This window comes from Kutzneria sp. NPDC052558, assembly GCF_044547355.1.
GTDB lineage: Bacteria > Actinomycetota > Actinomycetes > Mycobacteriales > Pseudonocardiaceae > Kutzneria.
Genome location: NZ_JBIUAG010000029.1, coordinates 58,962 through 76,913, shown reverse-complemented (window position 1 = coordinate 76,913; position 17,952 = coordinate 58,962). Strand labels below are relative to the sequence as shown.

Here is a 17,952-nt window from a genome sequence, read left to right as displayed (position 1 = left end):
CACAGCGGACTGATCAGCGTCCGCCGGCCCCTATAACGGTGCGGTCAGGGGCGGCGACGGCCACCGGGTGGTGATCCCGGCGCTGTCGCCGCCGAAAAACATCGCGTTGACGTGGGAGAACGACTATGGCTGATCACGGCGCCGATCTGGTGATCCGGGCCGCGGCGGTGCACACCCTGGTGCCCGGCCAGGGCCCGCAGCGGGCAGTGGCGGTGCGGGGCGACCGCATCGTCGCGGTGTCGGCGGAGCCCGACGGCCTGGACACCGCGGTGACCGCGCGCACCGCGGTCCTGGACCTGCCGGGAGCCACTGTGCTGCCCTCGTTCGACGACACCCACACCCACCTGATGTTCGCCGGGCGCGGCGCCCATGACGTCCCGGTGCACGAGGCCCGCTCGATTCCCGAGTTCCTGGAGCTGATCCGCCAGCGTGCCGCCACAACCCCCGTGGGCCACTGGATTCTGACCACGACGAACTGGCAGGAGCTCAATCTGGCGGAGCGGCGCATGCCCACCGCCGCCGAGCTCGACCGGGCCACCGACCGCCACCCGATCCTCGTCCGGCGCGGCGGCCACAACGCCGTCGCCAACAGTTACGCGCTGCTGCTGGCCGGCGTCACCGAAGACACCCCCGTCCCGCACGGTGGCGTGATCGGCCGCGACGAGCACGGCCGGCTCAACGGCCGGTTGATCGACAGCGCCAAGATGCTGGTGGAGCGCCTGGTTCCCCCGGCCGATCGGGCCGAGCGCGTCGACGGGCTCAGCATCGCCAGCGCCCAGTACGCCGCGACGGGAATCGGCGCCGTCCGCGACTGCGCGGTCTCCCTCGACGACTACGCCGTGCTGCGCGCCACCCACGAGAAAGGCTTGCTCAACACCAGGGTGCGCGCCCTGATCGGCGCGTTCGGCCTGACCACCACGGACGCGCGGGCGGACATGCTCGACGCCATGGAGGACCTCCGCTACAGCGCCGATCCGTGGCTTCAGGTGTGGGGGATGAAGTTCGGGCTGGACGGCGGGCTGGAGGCCGGCGCCACCGAGGAACCCTATGCCTGCGACCACAGTTTCTCCGGCACGCTGATGTGGGAACCCGACGCCCTCGTCGAGGCCGTGGAGGCGGTGGTGCGCCGCGGGTGGCGGGTCGGCACCCACGCCTACGGCGACCGCGCGGTGCGCGTCCTGCTCGACGTCTACGAACGCGTGCAGGCCAACGTTCCCGGGCTGCCGGCCGGCAGCCTCGTCATCGAACACGGCGGCCTGGCCGGGGCCGAACAGCGCGCTCGCGCCGCCGCTCTGGGCGTGCCCGTCACCATCCAGCAACCGCTGCTGCACGACGCCGCCGAGGTGGAGCGGGAGTACTGGGGCCCCGAACGCGTCGCCGACCTGTTCCCCGCCCGGGGCTGGCTCGACCAGGGCGCACTGGTCACCGGTGGCTCCGACTTCCCGGTGGGCCAGTTCGGCGCGATGCGCTCGGTGTGGGGCATGGTCACCCGGCAGACCGTGATCGGCGTGCAGGGACCCCAGCACGCCATCGCCTTCGACGAAGCGGTCGCGCTGCACACGACCAATGCCACGCGCCTGCTCGGCGAGGAGAACCTGCGCGGCGTCCTGTCCCCCGGCCGACTCGCCGACCTCACCATCTGGGAGGTGGATCCCACGGCGTGCCCGAGTGCGGCCCTTCGCGACCTCAACCCCACGCACACCGTGCTGGGCGGACGTCTCGTGCACAGCCCGGAACCGACGAACTGAGAGAATCACGATGACCACTCGCATTTTGGCGATCTCGGGCAGCCTGCGCCGCACATCCCTCAACACGAACCTGCTGCGACAGGCCGAGGCCATCGCCGGCCGGGGCGCCACGTTCGACTACTTCGACCGGCTGCCGGCAATCCCGCTGTTCAGCGAGGACGAGGAGCATCCGGCCCCGGCGCCCGTGGCGGACCTGCGGGACCGCGTGCGGACGGCCGACGCGGTGCTGATCGCGACGCCCGAGTACAACGCCTCCATTCCCGCCGGCCTCAAGAACGCGCTGGACTGGCTGTCCCGTTCGGACAGCACCGGCGGCCCCGCGCTGGTCCGCAAGCCGGTGGCGATCATGGGGGCGTCGGGCGGCCAGTTGGGCACGGTCCGCGCCCAACTGGCTCTGCGCCAGGTGCTGCATTCGATGAGCGCGCGCGTGCTGGACAAACCCGAACTGTTGCTGTTTCGCGCTCACGAGCAGTTCGACGAGAGCGGCGTGCTCCCGGAGGGCTCGCGGGCCCATGCGGCGTTGCTCGGAATCCTCGACGGCCTGGCCGATCTGGTGACGCAGCGAGGAACTCCGCACCCGGCGACCCGGTGACCCCCGCGTGATCTGGCCCTAGCCCGCCTGGTGCACCGGCCGGCCACCCACGATGGTGCGCAGCGGGGTCAGATCGCGGAGGGCCTCGCCCTCACACGTGGCCGGGTCCTGCTCCCAGACCGTCAGATCGGCGAGCCGTCCCGGCGTGAGGACGCCGCGCAGGTGCTGCTCGCCGACCAACCGTGCGGCCTGCGTGGTGTGCAGCGCGACAGCTTCGTCGTAGGTGATGGCGTGTTCGGGGCCCTGCACGCCGATGACGGTCTGCCGGGTGGTCATGCCCCACACCGACCGCATCGCGCCGAAGTGGCCGATCGGGAAGTCGGACCCGGCGGAGACCAGCGCGCCGCGGTCGATCCAGCCGCGGGCGGGGAACAGCGCGGCGACCCGCTCCGGGCCCCAGTACTCCCGCTCGACCTCGGCGGTGTCGTGCAACAGCGGCTGCTGGATGGTGACCGGGACGCCCAGCTCGACAGCCCGGGCCTGCTGCTTCGGGCCGGCCAGGCCGCCGTGCTCCATGACCAGGCTGTTGGCCGGCAGGCCCGGGTTGTCGGCCAACACCTGTTCGTACACGTCAAGGAGCACGCGGACCGCCCGGTCGCCGTAGGCGTGCGTGCCGACCCGCCAACCGCGGCGGACCACCGCGGTCACGGCTTCCACCAGCGCATCGGGCTCCCAGAGCAGCGTGCCGGAGTAGGCGTGGTCGCAGGCGTACGGGTCCTCGGTGGCGCCGGCCTCCAACCCGCCATCGATGCCGAACTTCACGCCCCAGACCCGCAGCCACGGATCGGCGCTGTAGCGGAGGTCCTCCATGTCGTCGAGCAACTCCGCGAGCTCGGCGTTGGTGAGGCCGAACGCGGCGATCAGGGCCCGCACCCGCGTGTTGAGCGCGTTGCTCTCGTGCGCGGCGGTCAGCATGGCGTAGTCGTTGAGGGTGACGGCGCAGTCGCGGACCGCGCCGATTCCCGTCGCGGCGTACCGGCCGCTGGCCAGCCGAAGGCCGTCGACGCGCTGGAGCAGGCCCTCGCTGGGGACGAGCGACTCGACCAGCCGCATGGCGTTGTCCGTCAGCCGGCCGTTGAGGCGGCCCTGCTCGTCGCGGCCGATCGTGCCGCCCGACGGCGTCGGCGTGTCCTCGGTGATGCCGGCCAGGCGCAACGCGTAATTGTTGACCACATCGTTGTGGCCGCCCCGCTTGACCAGCACCGGGTGGCGGTCGGTGGCCCGGTCGAGCTCGGCGGCGGTCGGCAGGCGCCGCTCCGCCAGGTCGAACTCCAGCCAGTTGGTCGTCGAGCGGATCCACTCCCCCTCGGGCGTGACGGCGGCCCGCCGCCGGATCAGCTCCAGCATCTCGGGGATCGAGCGGGCCTCGTGCACCGGGACGTCGTGCGCGCTCAGGCCGGCGAAGATCAGGTGCGTGTGGGTGTCGTCGAACGTCGGCAACACCGTCGTCCCGGGCTGGTCCAGCACCGTCGTGCGCTTGGACACCAAGTCGTCGAGGCCCTTCGGGTCCGCCGACAGCGCCATGATGCGGTCGCCCCGCACCGCCACCGCCCGCTGCGGGGGCTGGCCCGGCACCAGGGTGTGCACCGCCGCGGCCCGGATCAGCAGGTCGGCACCGAGATCAGCCATTGTCTTCTCCCCACAGTCGACGTTCTCCGCTGCGCCAGTTCTACGACCGAAGTTGCGGAAGTCCCACATTTTGCGGCTGGTCGTGCAGAAACCACGCCATTGGACAGCCCACTTGGACAGGTTCTCCGACATCGCGCGCCCGGTCCGTTCGAGGATCTCCACGGCAGGCGTTCACCGAGGGCACGGCGCCGAGGGCGGCAGCAACCGGCGCGAAGGCGAGCACTGCTCTGATAATCCCGCTCATGGCCGCTCGGACGCGTCGCGCGCCAACAGGTTGCCGGGATCAACCACCGTGACCATCAGACAACTGCCATGCCTTGCTGGTCGTCATGCCCGGTGATCGACAACCACGAGGAAGGACTCCCATGACGATCGCCCGGATCACCGCCGCCCTCGGCCTGCTGTTCGTGATGCTGCTGGGCGGGGTGGCCACCGCGACCGCGGCCACCCCGGCCGCCGCCGCAACCGTCCCGGCCAGAGCCGCGGCCGGCAAGGCGGCGCCGCACGACTCCGTCGAGTACGTCAAGGTGCTGGCCTGGCACGACGACGAAGTGCGCGAGCGGTGCCCGTCCACCGCCTGCCGGCTCGCCGGCGTGCTGACGCCCGGCACTCTCGCCAACGGCTACTGCTGGACGCTCGGCGACAGCGTCACGGTGAACGGCGTCATCAACTACGTATGGGTGCGGATCAGCCCGGATGACAGCAAGCCCCTGTGGGTCAGCGCCGCGTACCTGGTCGGTGACAAGTACGGCAACCTGCCCGCGGACGACGAGTGCCCGAACGTCAGTTGATCGGCTGAACGGCCGTTTCCCACGCTGGTGGACCAGACCGGTCCGGGCCTCCCGTGCTCGCGGGCGGGAGGCCCGGACGGGTCAGTTGACGAGGTCCAGGTGTTCGCGCAGGGTGGCGCCCTCGTAGGCGGTGCGGTACACGCCCCGCTCCTGGAGTTCGGGCACCAGCTTGTCGACGATGTCGTCCAGCGAGGACGGCACCAGGTGGGGGCTGATGTTGAACCCGTCGACGGCCCGGGTCCGCACGTACCGGGCCCACTCGTCGGCGACCTGGGACGGTGTGCCGACGAATGCCCGCTCGCGCGGCTGGACGCGCAGCACGAGTTGGTGGATGGACAGGTTCTCGGCGGCGGCCAGCGCTCGCCAGGCCTGGATGCGCTCGGCCTTGCCGGTGCGGTGTTCGATGGAGATGGTGCCGCGCGAGGGATCGAGCTCGCCGTCCTCGGGCTCGATGTCGGGCAGCGGGCCGTGCGGGTCGTAGCCGGAGAGATCCTTGCCCCAGTACTGCTCAAGGAAGGCGACGGCCCGTTGCGGGTTGATCTGCTGGGTCCGCACCCATTCGGCCCGGTCGGCGGCCTCGGCCGGGGTGTCGCCCAGCACCACGGATGCGCCGGGCATGATGCGCACGGCGTCGGCGGGCCGGCCGTGCCCGGCGAGCCGGGTGCGCAGGTCCTCGGCGTAGGCCAATGCCTTGGCGTACTCGGTGTTGGCCGAGAACACGACGTCGGCGTGCCGGGCGGCGAGGTCGCGGCCGCCGGGAGAGTCACCGGCCTGGAACAGCACCGGGCGGCCCTGGCGGCTGCGGGGCAGCGTCGGCGTGACGGCGAGGTCGACCAGGTCGGTGTGCCGCTCCACGACGGCGATCGAGCCCGGTCGGGCCCAGGCCTTGGCCTCGGCGGAGTCGGCGATCGCGTCGTCGTCCCAGGAGTCCCAGATCGCCTTGGCCGCTTCCACGAACTGGCCGGCCCGGTCGTAGCGGAGCTCGTGCGCCAGCCAGCCGCCGTGCCGGAAGTTGGCCCCGGTCCAGGCGTTGTCGGTGGTCACGATGTTCCAGCCGGCCCGACCGTCGGACAGGATGTCCAGTGTGGACAGACGGCGGGCCAGGTCGGCCGGGTCGTTGTAGGTGGTGTTCTGGGTGACCACCAGGCCGATCCGCTCGGTCACGGCGGCCAGGGCGGACAGCTGGGTGATGCCGTCCGGTCGGCCGGCGACGTCCAGGGAGTGCACGCGGCCCCGGTTCTCCCGGACGCGCAGGCCCTCGCCGAGGAAGAACGCGTCGAACAGGCCGCGCTCCAGGGTGCGCGCCACCGACACGTAGGTCTCGATCGCGGTGTGGTCGGCATTCGACTCGTCGGCCCACAGGTAGTGCGGGCCGACGCCGGTGTAGAACACGCCGAGATGCAGTTTCGGTTGCTGGCTCATCGAATTCCCCCTCAGACGGTGGCGTGGCGGTTGGCCGGCCTCGGCAGCCCCAGCGTGGACCGCAGGGTGTCGCCGGGTCGTGGCGGCCGGCGCAGGTCGGCCAGCGCCGGCAGCACCTGCTCGGCCAACACCGGCAGGTCGACCGCCAGCACCGCCGGATGCAGGCGCACCCCGTCCACCACCGATGCCAACTGGGACAACAGGTGCGCCAACTCCCGCGGCGATCCGATCTGACGCAGGCGCGCCCCGGGCTCCCACCGGGTGTGCTCGTCGAGCGCACCCAGCACGCCTTCGTCCAGCGACACCTCCACTTCGGCGAACACCAGCGGAGCCCCGGCCGCGCGGGCCAGCGCGGCCCGATCGCGCAGCGTGTCCAGGTCGCCGGCCACCAGCACGACGTCCAGTTGCCGGGCGACGTCGAGCTCGTCGCCACCGAGCAGCACCACCTGACCCTGCGGCGGGCGCGGCGTGATCAGCGGCCCCTTGACCGAGAACGACGCGCCGTCGAAGTCCACGTGGTGCACCTTGTCCGGATCCAGATAACGGCCGGTCGCCACGTCCTTGACGACGGCGTCGTCCTCCCACGAGTCCCACAGCCGGCGCACGGCCTCGATCACCTGCGCCAGCTCCCGCCGCACCCCGTCCGGCCCGTCGAGCTCGGCCGCCCCGACGGTGGCCAGCGACTGGGGATCGCTTGCGCCGCCCACCACCCAGGCCGCCCGGCCGTGCGAGGCGTGATCGAGGCTGGCCAGCTGCGCGGCCACGTGGAACGGCTCGGTGATCGTGGCGTGGCTGGTCGGCGCGAGCCCGATCCGGTCGGTGAGCAGGGCGTTGTAGGCGGCGCGGCCGACCGCGTCCAACCGGCCGGCGGCGTCGAGACCGGTGTTCGGCGGAAGCGGGGAGTCCGCGAACGTCACCAGGTCGAAGCCGGCGGCCTCCGCGGCCGAGACCACCTCACGGACACCTCGCGGTGTGAGCGCGGCGCCCGGCGGCCGCCCGGACGACCGCCAGGCCGCCGGATGCGCGCCGTCCCCGTCCACTTCGAGCGCCAGACGCAGCGGCCGGCGGCGTTGTTCCGAAGTCAAGTCGCACACTCCCTGTCGGCTGACGAGCTCTTCCCGTGCCGCAAGGGAGAACATCCCCGACCGGGCCGTGATTCCGCCGACGCGACCCTCTCACCATGCGGGAAACCGTGCCGTGTAACGCGATCGTTCCCCGACGTTGCTTGACCGACCGGCGTCGGCCGGCGGTTGTTCGGCGTTCCCGCGATGTGAAACCCGGATGACGTGGATCTTGTCCGTCGTAGAGTCGTGTGGGTGACCGCTGCTGACCCCCTGTCCGTTCTGGACAATCCCGTGTTCGCATCGCTCACCGGGCCGCACGCACGGTTCGCCCAGCGGCGCGGTCAGGTGTTGCGCTATCCGCCGGACGTGGCGTCCTTCGTGGCCATCGCCGGCGAGCCGGACGAGTCCGTGTGGCTCGACCTGGCCGAGCTCGTCGGGCCGGGCACGCGGGTCCCGCTCGCCGGCTCCGGCCTCACCCCGCCCGACCACTGGCAGGTGGAGGAGGTGATCGCCGGGGTGCAGCTCGTCGACCACGGCGTCGTGGCCCGGGCGGACGGGGAAGCGGTGCCGCTGGGGCCCGCGGACGTGCCGGAAATGCTCGACCTGGTCGAGCGCACCAGACCCGGGCCGTTCGGGCCTCGCACGGTGGAACTGGGCACATATCTGGGAATTCGCCGTGACGGCGCGCTGGTCGCGATGGCCGGCGAGAGGCTGCACCCGCCGGGCTGGACCGAGATCAGCGCGGTGTGCACGGACCCCGCGTTCCGCGGCCAGGGACTGGCCACCCGGCTGGTGCTGGCGGTGGCCGCCGGGATCCGGGATCGGGGTGAGACGCCGTTCATGCACGCCGCCGCGGGCAACGTCGACGCCATCAGACTGTACGAGTCGCTGGGATTTCGACGGCGCCGCCGGTCGAGAATGCTGGTGGTGCACGTGCCCGCCGCCGAATCGGCCGCCGCGGTCGGCTGACGACCCGACAGTCGCGATCTCCGCGGGACACAACGGCATTGCGGGGCCGGTCCACTTGCTGAGACGTCGGGTCCGGCTGGTCACGTCGACCTAGGCTGGAAAAGTCCGGCACGGCAACGGAGGAGTCGAACCAGTGAGCAAGCGGCCGTTGCACTTCACCGCGTTCATCTGGCCCAACGGCTACCACGAGTCGGCCTGGCGGGTGGTCGAGGACGACGTCCGGGGCGTGCTCGGGCTGCGCTACTACACCGACATCGCCCGGACCGCGGAGCGCGGCCTGCTGGACTCGATCTTCCTGGCCGACAACATGGCCATCGCGGAGTACCGCGCGACACATCTGCCCCAGACCCAGTTCGACCCGATCTCGGTGCTGTCGGCGTTGGCCGCCGTCACCGACCGCATCGGGCTCATCGGCACCGGCTCGACCACGTACAGCAAGCCTTGGGAGCTGGCCCGTCGCTTCGCCACGCTGGACCACCTCAGTGGCGGCCGGGCCGGCTGGAACATCGTCACCACCGTCACTCCGCTGGCCGCGGCGGCGTTCGGCGAGCTGGCCCATCCCGAGCACGCCGACCGGTACGCCCGCGCGCACGAGTTCGTCGACGCGGTCACGAGAGTGTGGGACAGCTGGGATGACGATGCTGTCATCGGAGACCGCGAGAACGGCGTCTGGGCCGACCGCGGCCGACTGCGCGACCCGCGCTTTCACGGCCAGCACTACGATGTCGACGGGATCCAGCCCTTTCCCCGTTCGCCACAGGGACATCCGGTGCTGGTGCAGGCCGGGCAGTCGGCGGCCGGCGTCGGGTTGGCGGCCCGCTATGCCGAACTGGTGTTCTCCGGGCCGCCGTCGCTGGACGCGGCGGTCGCGTTCCGCTCGGACCTGCACGCCCAGGCCGCCGCCGCGGGCCGCGACCCCGAGCACGTGCTCGTGCTGCCCGCCCTCATGATCACCCTCGGCGGCACCGAGGCCGAGGCCCGGGGCCGAGCCGATCGTCTTGAGGAGTTGGCCAGCCCTGAATTCCGGTGGCAGAACGCCTTGTACACCGCCGGTCTCGACCCTGACGCCTACGATCCGGACGCGCCGTTGCCGGCTCAGCTGTGGACGGGACAGGCGGCTCCGTCGAGCCGGGCGGAGCGGCTCTACGCCGCCGCCAGGGCCCGGCCGGGCGTCCCACTGCGAGAGCTGGCCCAGGATCTCACCAGTGGCGCCGGCCAGACACACTTCGTCGGAACACCCGAACAACTCGCCGACCACATCACGGCCTGGCAGGACGCCGGCGCGGTGGACGGCTTCACCATCATGGGCTCGACGCTGCCCTACGAACTGGCCGCATTCGTCGATGAAGTCGTGCCGATTCTCCAGCGCCGTGGCCGGTACCGCACCGAGTACACCGGCCGCACCCTGCGCGAGCACCTCGGACTGCGCCGGCCCGGCACGTCCGCCCACGCCATCCCGGTTCCGGCGTCCATGGACCCCCGCGCGCTCGGCCGCGAGCAGCGCTGACCACACCAGGGCCTCCGGTCCGTTGCCAGCAGGTCGAGCCGCCGTCGTGGCCTCGCCTGACGGGGGTGTGCCGGGCTGTTGCCTGGCACACCCCCGTCAGGCCAGCGCCGTGGTCAGCGCTGGCTCAGCCGTTCGGAGAAGACCGTGACGGGCCGCTCCAGCAGTTCGCCGTCGACCGTGATGTCGACGACTTCGTTGTAGAAGGCCAGGTGGTCCCTGATCGGCTCGACGGACGGTATCGGATCCTGGTAGGTCCACACGATGTTGTCGTGGGACTGGTCGCCGGACACCGACCAGTACCGTGCCTCCCCCTTGTACGGGCAGCGGGTCCGCAGCACGCTGCGGGTCAGCCGGTGGAAGTCCACGTCCTCCGGCGGGATGTAGTAGCGCACCGGCAGGCGGGTCTCGAACACCAGCACCGGCCGGCGGGTGTCGGCCACCACGGTCCCGTCGACCGACACCTGGACGTGTCGCGAACTGGGCAGCGCGTCCACCCGCTTGTACGGGTCACGAGGGTGGACGAAGACCTCCTCGTCCTCCTCGTACCAGTGCTCGACGCCGGGCTCGACGCGGCCGAACCAGTCGAACGCGATGTGGTCGGCGAGCTCGGGAACCTCGTAGTCCCAGGCGATGGCCGGCAGCTGCCGTCCCGCCAGCGCCAGGTTGTACCCCGTGCCGGCGCCGGGACGGCCGACCGCGGGCCCGGCGGCGAGCAGATCGGTGCGCACGTCGCCGCGCGGAAAGGCGTACAGCGGCACGGGCCGGCCCGGCTCCCAGACCAGCAGCGGCCGGCGGCTGTCCACGACGGTGGTGTCGCCCACGACACCCCGCACCCGGCGAGCGCTGGGCTCGTAGGTCAGCTCGTCGTCGGGCACGGGATGGCGGCGGGACGCGCGCACCGTGTCGCTCATTCGGCGATCGCCGCGACGTAGGGACGGCCGTCGCGCCAGGCGGCGACCTGCTCGGGGCGGCCGAACACCGCCAGGTAGTCCTCAACGCGGTTGCGCACCGTGTCCCACAACAGCACCGGGTCGTACTCTGGTTCGTCCGCGCCGACAAAAGGCGCGAGCGGCTCGATGATCGTGTCCACCCTCGGATGCCAGAACACGCCGCTGGACAGGCGGGTCACGGTGCCGCCGGCGACCACGCGGTGCCGGCCGGCGCGCAGCTTGCCGTTGGTCCATCGGGTGAGCAGCGAGCCCGTGAAGACCTGGAGCGCGCCGGGCACGATCGGCACCGGCGTCCAACTGCCGTCCGCCCACTGCCCCTGCAATCCCTCGTAGTCGCCACGCTGGTGCAGCACCGTCAGCGCGGAGCCGTCAGCGTGCTCGAGCAGCAGCAGCTTCTGGTCCTCATCCCCGGCCTCACCGTAGGTCCATGTCGGATAGTTGTTGACGGTGAACGAGGTGTGGTGCGGCGCGGCGCCGACGGGAAAGACCTCCGGGGCCACGTCCAGCACCCGGGCGTAGAGGCCGAGCACCCGCTGGGCCAGGCCGGCGGCCGCGTCGTGGTAGGCGCGGGCGACTTCGCGCAGGCCCGGGTCCTGGGCCGGCCACACGTTCGGGTGCGCGTACTCGCCGCTGTACTCGGCCGGCAGCCCGGCCGCCTCCGCCTCGGCCGGGCTGTCGTACCGGCTGATGCTGTAGCGCTCCAGCTCCAGCCGGCCGAAGTCGTCCGGCCACTGCCGCCAGCCCCGGTAGGGATGCCCGGTCGGGCTGGCCAGCTCGACCTTCTCGGCGCGCGGCAGCGCGAGCACGGCCGCGACGCGGGTGTGGAAGTCGTCGACCAGCTCCTGCGGCACGCCGTGGTTGACCACCTGGATGATGCCCAGCTCCGTGCCGGCCGCGCGCAGCCGGGCGAGCTCGACGGCGTCGCCGGCTTCCGCGGCCGCGACGTCGATCAGTGCGATCTCCCTGTCGGTCACGCGACTACCCCTTTCTTGATGCGGCGCAGCGCGGCGGCGAGCCGCCCGGCGCCCTCGGTCTCGATCAGGCCCGGCGTGTCGATGCCGACGACCGCGATGCTGGGCAGCAGCAGCCGAAGGTCGGCGAGGTCGGACGCGGTGAGCGGTCCCTCGGTGGTGTGGATCAGCGTGATCCCCGCGGACAGCCGCCAGTGGTGGTCCCGAACCACGTCCGGTTCACTGCCCGGCGCCGTGTCGACAAGCACCACGGTGTCCAGTTGCGATCGGCGCGCCGCGACCGCTATCGCCACCAGGCCGCCGTCGCCGACTCCGACGACGACGTTGGCGCGGGGCGCGAAGGACGCCACCGCCTCGGCGACGTCCCGCGCGGCCCGGCGCGGTGTGCTGGCGGGCCCGCTGGACCGCCCGGCGCCGGGCAGGTCGATCACCAGCGCGGGCCGGTCCAGCAGCAGCGCCACCCGGTCCAGGGTCCGGGCGTCGCCGCCGGAGCGGTGCAACAGCACGATCTCCGGTGAGCCGCTGCCCCAGGTGACGCCGCTGACGTGGCCGCCGGCGGTGATGTTCACCCATCTCCTGCTCACCGGCGGCGGGCTCACCCCGACATCGGCCGCCGTCGCGGGCACCTGCGCGAATTCGTTCTCCGGTTGCACGGCGGTGTCGGTCATGCTGGCTTCTCCTGGCTGCTCGGCAGGTGGGACAAGGGCAGGTGGCAACGGACGTCGTGGCCGTCGCTGATCGACCGCGGCGGCGGAGCCTCGGTGTCGCACTGAACACCGAGGTGATGGGGACATCGGGCGGCGAACACGCAGCCGGCGCCGGTGTCGGGCCGCCGCGGCGCCACCGTCCGCCCACGGCGGCCGGTGGCGCCGACGAGCAGGTCGGTGTACGGGTGGTGCGGACCGGCCAGCACATCCGCGGTGCGACCGATCTCCACCAGCTGACCGCGGTACAGCACACCGACCCGGTCGGCGAGGTAGCCGACGACGGCCAGGTCGTGCGAGATGAACAGGTAGGAGGTGCCGGTGCGATCTCGTTGCTCGGCCAGCAGTTCCAGCACACCGGCCTGCACACTGACGTCCAACGCGGACACCGGCTCGTCGCAGACCACCAGCCGCGGAGTGCCCGCGAACGCCCGCGCGATGGCGACCCGTTGCTGCTGACCGCCCGACAGCGCCGTGGTGCGGGCGGCCAGCACCTCGGGACCGAGCTGCACACGGCGTGCCAACTCGTCGGCAGTGGTCGTGCCTCCCAGCGTCCGCAGCGCTCGTCTGAGCACGGTGACGACCCGCTGCGCGGGATTGAGAGTGCTGTCGGGTTGCTGGAACACCATCTGCACTCGTTGTCGCACAGCGGGTCGACGCCGGCCGAGCCGCGCCGGCAACGGGTCCCCGCCCAGTGTCATGGCTCCGCCGCCGCCGGCCGGGCCGAGGCCGACGATCGTGCGAGCCAGCGTCGTCTTGCCGCTGCCGGATTCTCCGACCAGGCCGAACACCTCCGCCGCCGCGATCTCGAAGGTCACGCCGTCGACGACGGTGCGGTGGCCGTAGCCGCGTCTGAGGTCGCTGACCGCCAGCACCGCCGCGTCCGCCGTGGACGGCACTCGGGCTGCCGGACGAGCGGGCGCCGCGGTGGGCAGCGGGGCGAGCCGCTCCGCGTGGTGGCACCGTGCCGACCTGGCCGGCTGGACCACGGTCAGTTCGGGCTCGACGGCCCAGCAGAGGTCGTCCGCGTACGCGCATCGGGGCGCGAATCGGCATCCGGTGTCGATGTCTCCGGCCGAAGCGGGATTGCCGGGGATGGCGATCACTCGGCGCGCCGTGCGTGGCACGCCGAGCGTCGGCGCGCAGCCCAGCAGGGCGGCGGTGTAGGGATGGCTCGGGTCGCGCAGCACGTCGGCGGCCCGGCCGAACTCGACGGCACGGCCCGCGTACAGCACGGCGATGTCGTCGCAGAGCCGGCCGACCAGGCCCAGATCGTGGCTGATCAGCACGACGGTGGCGGTCAGTTCGCGGCGCAGCCGGTCGATCAGGGCGAGGACGTCCCACTCCACCGAAGCGTCCAGACCGGTGGTCGGCTCGTCCAGCACGAGCAACTTGGGCTGCTTGGCCAGCGCGGCGGCGATCACCACGCGCTGTTGCTGGCCGCCCGACAGCTGGTGCGGATAGCGGCGTGCGACCGCCGTCGGGTCGGGCAGCTGGACACGGTCGAGCAGGTCGAGCACCCCGTTGCGGCGGTCCGGCCGGGCAACGCCTTGCAATGCCAGTGCCTCGGCGAGCTGAGCGCCGATCCGCATCGTCGGGTCCAGTGCGCCGCCGGCCTCCTGGTGCACGAACGCGAGGTCGCGCAGCCGCCACTGGCGCAGTCCGCGGCCGGACAGCCCGAGCACGTCGACGCCGTCCACCGCGACCCGGCCGCCGGACACGCGCCCGGCCGCCGGCAGGTCGCCGGCCAGCGCACGGGCCAGCGTGGTCTTGCCCGAGCCCGACTCGCCGACGATGCCGAGCATCCGTCCCTTGTCGACAGTCAGCGAGACATCGTCCACCGCGCGGATGTCCCGGTAGGCGACGCTCAGCCCGTCGATGCTCAGTCCGCTCATCGCGCCTCGAACCGGCCGCGCAGATCGTCCGCGATCAACGCCACACCGACCACGAGCGTCGCGATCGCGATCGCCGGCGCGAGCACCGTCCACGGCGCGTTCTGCAACCATGACCGGTTGTCGGAGACGGCGGTGCCCCAGTCCGGCGATCCGGGCTGCTCGCCGAGCCCCAGGAACGCGAGCGTGGCCACCGCGAAGATCGCGTCACCGAGTCGGGACGTGGCCTCCACCAACACGGTGCGCGCGACGTTGGGCAGGATCTCGCGGACCAGCAGCGAGCCGCCGCGTTCGCCACGCAGCAAAGCCGCGTCCACATAGGGTTTCCCGCGCTCCACCAGCGTCGCCGCCCGCACGGACCGGGTGACGATCGGCACGAACGCGATGCCGATCACCAGTACCAGCACGGTCGCGGAGTGCCCGAGCAGGGCGATGAACAGCACGCTCGCGATGATCGCCGGGAACACCAGCACCGCGTCGAGAACGCGCATGATCACCTCGTCCACCCACCGGCGGTAGGCGCCGGCGAGCAGGCCGAGCGCGGTGCCGCCGATCAGCGCGAGCAGGGTCGCGAGCGGGGCGATCTCCAACACCGACCGGGATCCGGCCAGGACCCGGGAGAACGTGTCCCGGCCGAACTGGTCGGTGCCGAGCAGGTTGGCGCCCCCCGGCGGCGCGAACCGGTGCGCGGGATGTTGCAGTTGCAGATCGTACGGCGCCAGCTGTGGCCAGAACACGGCGACAAAGCCCCAGCCGAGCACCACCGTGAGGCCGATCGTGAGTGTGACGGGGAACCGGCGGCGCCGTGGGCGCCGTGGCGTGGGGACGGCGACCAGAGGCGTTGGCCGGCTCACGGTCGTCACGCGATCACCCCGTGCCGGATCCGCGGATCGAGCAGTCGGTGCACGACGTCCACCGCGAACATGATCAGGATGTACAGCAGGCCGAGCACCACCGCGGTCGCCTGCAATGTCGGAAGGTCCTTGTCCAGCGCGGAGTTGAGCAACAGCGCGCCGACGCCGGGATAGTTGAACAGCAGCTCGACCGCGACCAGCCCGCCGAGCAGGAACTGCGCCTGCACACCGAGCGCGCTGACCGCCGGCACGGTCGAGTTGCGCAGCACGTGCCGGCGGATCACCTGTGCCCCCGTCGAACCGCGCAACCGGGCGGCCCGCACGAACGCACTGTCCACAACGGACACTGTGTTGGCCCGCACATGCCGCGCCACATATCCCGTGCACAGCAGGACAAGCGACACTGCCGGCAACACGAGGTGCGTCAACTGCGCGCCCAGTCCGGCGCCGGGGTCGGTCTGAGCCGACGCGGGCAACCACTTCAGGTCCACCGCGAACACCACCAGCAGCACCACTCCGGTCACGAACTCCGGAGTCGCGGCGAACACCAACCCCAGCGCGCTGAGCACCCGGTCCAACGGCCGATCGTGGTGCAACCCGGACAACACGCCCACCGTCAGCGACACCGGCACCAGCAACACGAACGCGAACATGGCGAGCAGCAAGGAGTTGCCGAGTCGGCCGAGCACCAGATCCCGCACCGGCACGTCGAGCGTGTACGACGTGCCCCAGTGGCCGGTCAGGAAGTCGCCGGCCCAGTGCGCATATCGTGCCAACAGCGGCTGGTCGAGTCCGAGCTGTGCGTGCAACCGCGCCACTGACGCGTCGCTGGCTTCACGGCCCAGCACCGTCCTGGCCACGTCGCCGGGCAGGATCTCGGTGGCCAGGAACACCAGCAGCGACGCCACGACCAGCGTCACCGGCACCGCGGCGGCCCGACGCAGCAACAGACCGGTCATGACTGGCGCACCGCGCTGAAGTCGACGAACGAGGAGGGATGGGCCTTGATGCCGGTGAACTTCGCCTTGTCGTACGCGCGGACGGCCCCGTTCCACAGCGTCAGCACCACCGGCACGTCCTCGTGCAGCGCCGCGGCGATGATCTTCGCCTGCTGCGCGCGGGCCTGGTCGGTGGTGGCGCCGTCGTAGGCCAGCAGCGCCGCGTCCAGCTGCGGATTCCGGTACTTGGAGCCGTTCCACACGCCGTCGCTGGTCACCATGGGGCTGACGAACTGACTCGGCACCGGCCGCCCAGCCCACCCGACCAGGTTCGCCGGCGTGAACAGCCACGGCGTGTCCTTGGCCTGGTCGCCGCCGTAGAACGCCTGGGAGGTCTGCTGGTCCAGGGTGACGTCGATGCCGACCTGCTTGAGCTGGTCCTGGATGACCAGCGCGTAGTTCTTGTTCGGCGGGTCGAACGACAGCGGGAAGGACAGGTGCTCGACGCCGGCCTCGGCCAGCAGTTGCCGCACCTTGGCCGGATCCTTGGCCCGCTGCGGAATGTCGTGGGGACTGGCCGGGAACAGCGGCGCGAACAGGTGGTCGTTGGCCAGCTGCGCGATGCCGTTGTCGACCGCGTCGTTCACCGCGGGCCGGTCCAGCGCGTAGGCGATGGCCTGGCGGACTTCCTTGCGATCGAAGGGATGCTGGTCGACGCGGAGCGTCAGCGTGGTCATGCTGGTGGCCGGCACCTTGTCCAGCACCACATCGCCGGCCGCCTGGACGACGGACGGGTCGGTGATCACCAGCGCGTCGATGTCACCGCCCTGCAACGCCAACTGCTCGGCCTGGGCGTCGGCGTAGAACTTGACCCGGACACCGTCGAGGTAGGGCCGGCCGGGCTGCCAGTAGCGGGGGTTGCGGGTGAGCGTGGCCCCAGTCGACGGGTTGTAGTCGGTGAGCAGGAACGGGCCGGTGCCGATCGCCTTCGCGGTGAAGTCGCCGGCGTAGTCGGCCTTGAGGATCACCGCGTTGTAGTTGCCGGCCGAGACCAGATACGGAAAGTCCGAGAACGGGCGCTGCAACGTGAACACGACCGTGTCGCCGTCCCGAACGCTGACGCCGCCCGGGGCGAGCACGCCCTTGAACGCCGACAGCGCCGCCGAGTTCTTCGCCGGATCGAGCAGCCGGTCGAACGACGCCTTGACCGCGGTCGCGTCCAGCGGTGTGCCGTCGGAGAAAGTGACGCCCTGGCGCAGTGTGAAGGCCCACCGCTGGTTGCCGTCGTCCGCGCTCCACTTCGTCGCCAGCCGTGGCACCAGGCTGAAGTCGCTGTCCAGCCAGATGAGGTAGTCAGCCACCAGTTGGACGATCGCGATGGCCGAACCGTCGTACATCGTCACCGGATCGACCGCGGTGGGCGGCGCCGGTGTGCCGACCCGCAGCGTCCCGCCAGGCTTGGCCGGCCCCGTCGCCGACGAGCTTCCCGAATCCGTGCCGGTCGCGCACGCCGCGAGCACGGCGGCCAGCCCGAGGCCGCCGGCGCCGCGTAACAGCGCCCGGCGCGGGAGAACATGGTGGGACATGACGAACATCCTTTTCAATGGCAGGCAAAACCGTTACGGCACAACGAATCGAGGTGTTCGCATGAGTCCGGCGGCACCGTGGCGTCGATGCTCGCACGCGCTATGCCGCCCAACAAGGCTGATCGTCAGCCGTTCATGATGTGGGAGCCACTTGTCGGACCAGCACGGGCGTGCCGGCGCCGAACTGACCAAGTCCGGGTGGTCAGGATGTCGCGCAGGGCTTCCTCGTGCACGGCCATCACGTGGGCGAGGTCGCGACTCCATGGGGTGTCCGGCACCGCGCCGGTGAGTGGCAGGCGCGAGCCCTCGACCGCCGCGAGGTGGTCCGCCGCCGA

Annotated in this window: 15 protein-coding genes; 5 read left to right on the top strand and 10 right to left on the bottom strand. The window is 71.6% G+C overall.

What is annotated here, in order from left to right:
- Positions 1–125 precede the first annotated feature (125 nt).
- Positions 126–1,748 carry an amidohydrolase gene (locus tag ACIG5F_RS37870; RefSeq protein WP_396524840.1) on the top strand — a complete coding sequence of 541 codons (1,623 nt, stop codon included), beginning with the start codon at positions 126–128 and terminating at the stop codon, positions 1,746–1,748.
- 10 nt (positions 1,749–1,758) lie between these two features.
- On the top strand, positions 1,759–2,340 hold the full coding sequence (locus ACIG5F_RS37865) for an NADPH-dependent FMN reductase (protein WP_396524839.1): 582 nt from the start codon (positions 1,759–1,761) through the stop codon (positions 2,338–2,340).
- An 18-nt stretch (positions 2,341–2,358) separates the two neighbouring features.
- On the opposite strand, the gene ACIG5F_RS37860 is transcribed toward ACIG5F_RS37865, so the two are convergent.
- The gene (locus ACIG5F_RS37860) at positions 2,359–3,969 is read right to left on the bottom strand and encodes an amidohydrolase (RefSeq protein ID WP_396524838.1); all 1,611 of its coding nucleotides are present in this window, start codon (positions 3,967–3,969) and stop codon (positions 2,359–2,361) included.
- Positions 3,970–4,334: 365 nt separating this feature from the next.
- On the opposite strand from ACIG5F_RS37860, the gene ACIG5F_RS37855 reads away from it, so the two are divergent.
- Positions 4,335–4,760: a hypothetical protein gene (locus ACIG5F_RS37855; protein ID WP_396524837.1), complete on the top strand. Its 426-nt coding sequence runs from the start codon at positions 4,335–4,337 to the stop codon at positions 4,758–4,760.
- A gap of 81 nt (positions 4,761–4,841) precedes the next feature.
- On the opposite strand, the gene ACIG5F_RS37850 is transcribed toward ACIG5F_RS37855, so the two are convergent.
- Both ACIG5F_RS37850 and ACIG5F_RS37845 read right to left on the bottom strand, forming a co-directional pair.
- Positions 4,842–6,182, bottom strand: a complete 1,341-nt coding sequence (locus ACIG5F_RS37850) for an NtaA/DmoA family FMN-dependent monooxygenase (protein WP_396524836.1) — start codon at positions 6,180–6,182, stop codon at positions 4,842–4,844.
- An 11-nt stretch (positions 6,183–6,193) separates the two neighbouring features.
- On the bottom strand, positions 6,194–7,267 hold the full coding sequence (locus ACIG5F_RS37845) for an LLM class flavin-dependent oxidoreductase (protein WP_396524835.1): 1,074 nt from the start codon (positions 7,265–7,267) through the stop codon (positions 6,194–6,196).
- Positions 7,268–7,498: 231 nt separating this feature from the next.
- On the opposite strand from ACIG5F_RS37845, the gene ACIG5F_RS37840 reads away from it, so the two are divergent.
- Together ACIG5F_RS37840 and ACIG5F_RS37835 are read left to right on the top strand one after the other, a co-directional pair.
- Positions 7,499–8,215 (top strand): GNAT family N-acetyltransferase, encoded by a 717-nt coding sequence (locus ACIG5F_RS37840; RefSeq protein WP_396524834.1) that lies wholly within the window; start codon positions 7,499–7,501, stop codon positions 8,213–8,215.
- A 133-nt stretch (positions 8,216–8,348) separates the two neighbouring features.
- Positions 8,349–9,722, top strand: coding sequence for an NtaA/DmoA family FMN-dependent monooxygenase (locus tag ACIG5F_RS37835; RefSeq protein WP_396524833.1), 1,374 nt, complete (start codon positions 8,349–8,351; stop codon positions 9,720–9,722).
- Positions 9,723–9,835: 113 nt separating this feature from the next.
- On the opposite strand, the gene ACIG5F_RS37830 is transcribed toward ACIG5F_RS37835, so the two are convergent.
- Genes ACIG5F_RS37830 through ACIG5F_RS37800 form a run of 7 tightly spaced genes read right to left on the bottom strand, consistent with a single transcriptional unit; the run spans position 9,836 to position 17,617 of the window.
- Entirely contained in the window at positions 9,836–10,633 is a 798-nt protein-coding gene (locus tag ACIG5F_RS37830; protein WP_396524832.1) for a DUF427 domain-containing protein, read from the bottom strand.
- Entirely contained in the window at positions 10,630–11,646 is a 1,017-nt protein-coding gene (locus ACIG5F_RS37825; protein ID WP_396524831.1) for a 2OG-Fe(II) oxygenase family protein, read from the bottom strand. Before ACIG5F_RS37825 ends, ACIG5F_RS37830 begins: the two co-directional genes overlap by 4 nt.
- Positions 11,643–12,311, bottom strand: coding sequence for an alpha/beta fold hydrolase (locus ACIG5F_RS37820; RefSeq protein WP_396524830.1), 669 nt, complete (start codon positions 12,309–12,311; stop codon positions 11,643–11,645). Before ACIG5F_RS37820 ends, ACIG5F_RS37825 begins: the two co-directional genes overlap by 4 nt.
- Positions 12,308–14,242, bottom strand: a complete 1,935-nt coding sequence (locus tag ACIG5F_RS37815; RefSeq protein ID WP_396524829.1) for an ABC transporter ATP-binding protein — start codon at positions 14,240–14,242, stop codon at positions 12,308–12,310. The genes ACIG5F_RS37820 and ACIG5F_RS37815 overlap by 4 nt, the downstream gene beginning before the upstream one ends.
- The gene (locus tag ACIG5F_RS37810; RefSeq protein ID WP_396524828.1) at positions 14,239–15,102 is read right to left on the bottom strand and encodes an ABC transporter permease; all 864 of its coding nucleotides are present in this window, start codon (positions 15,100–15,102) and stop codon (positions 14,239–14,241) included. The genes ACIG5F_RS37815 and ACIG5F_RS37810 overlap by 4 nt, the downstream gene beginning before the upstream one ends.
- Positions 15,099–16,052 carry an ABC transporter permease gene (locus ACIG5F_RS37805; protein ID WP_396524827.1) on the bottom strand — a complete coding sequence of 318 codons (954 nt, stop codon included), beginning with the start codon at positions 16,050–16,052 and terminating at the stop codon, positions 15,099–15,101. Before ACIG5F_RS37805 ends, ACIG5F_RS37810 begins: the two co-directional genes overlap by 4 nt.
- Positions 16,049–17,617 carry an ABC transporter substrate-binding protein gene (locus tag ACIG5F_RS37800; protein WP_396524826.1) on the bottom strand — a complete coding sequence of 523 codons (1,569 nt, stop codon included), beginning with the start codon at positions 17,615–17,617 and terminating at the stop codon, positions 16,049–16,051. Before ACIG5F_RS37800 ends, ACIG5F_RS37805 begins: the two co-directional genes overlap by 4 nt.
- Positions 17,618–17,952 lie beyond the last annotated feature (335 nt).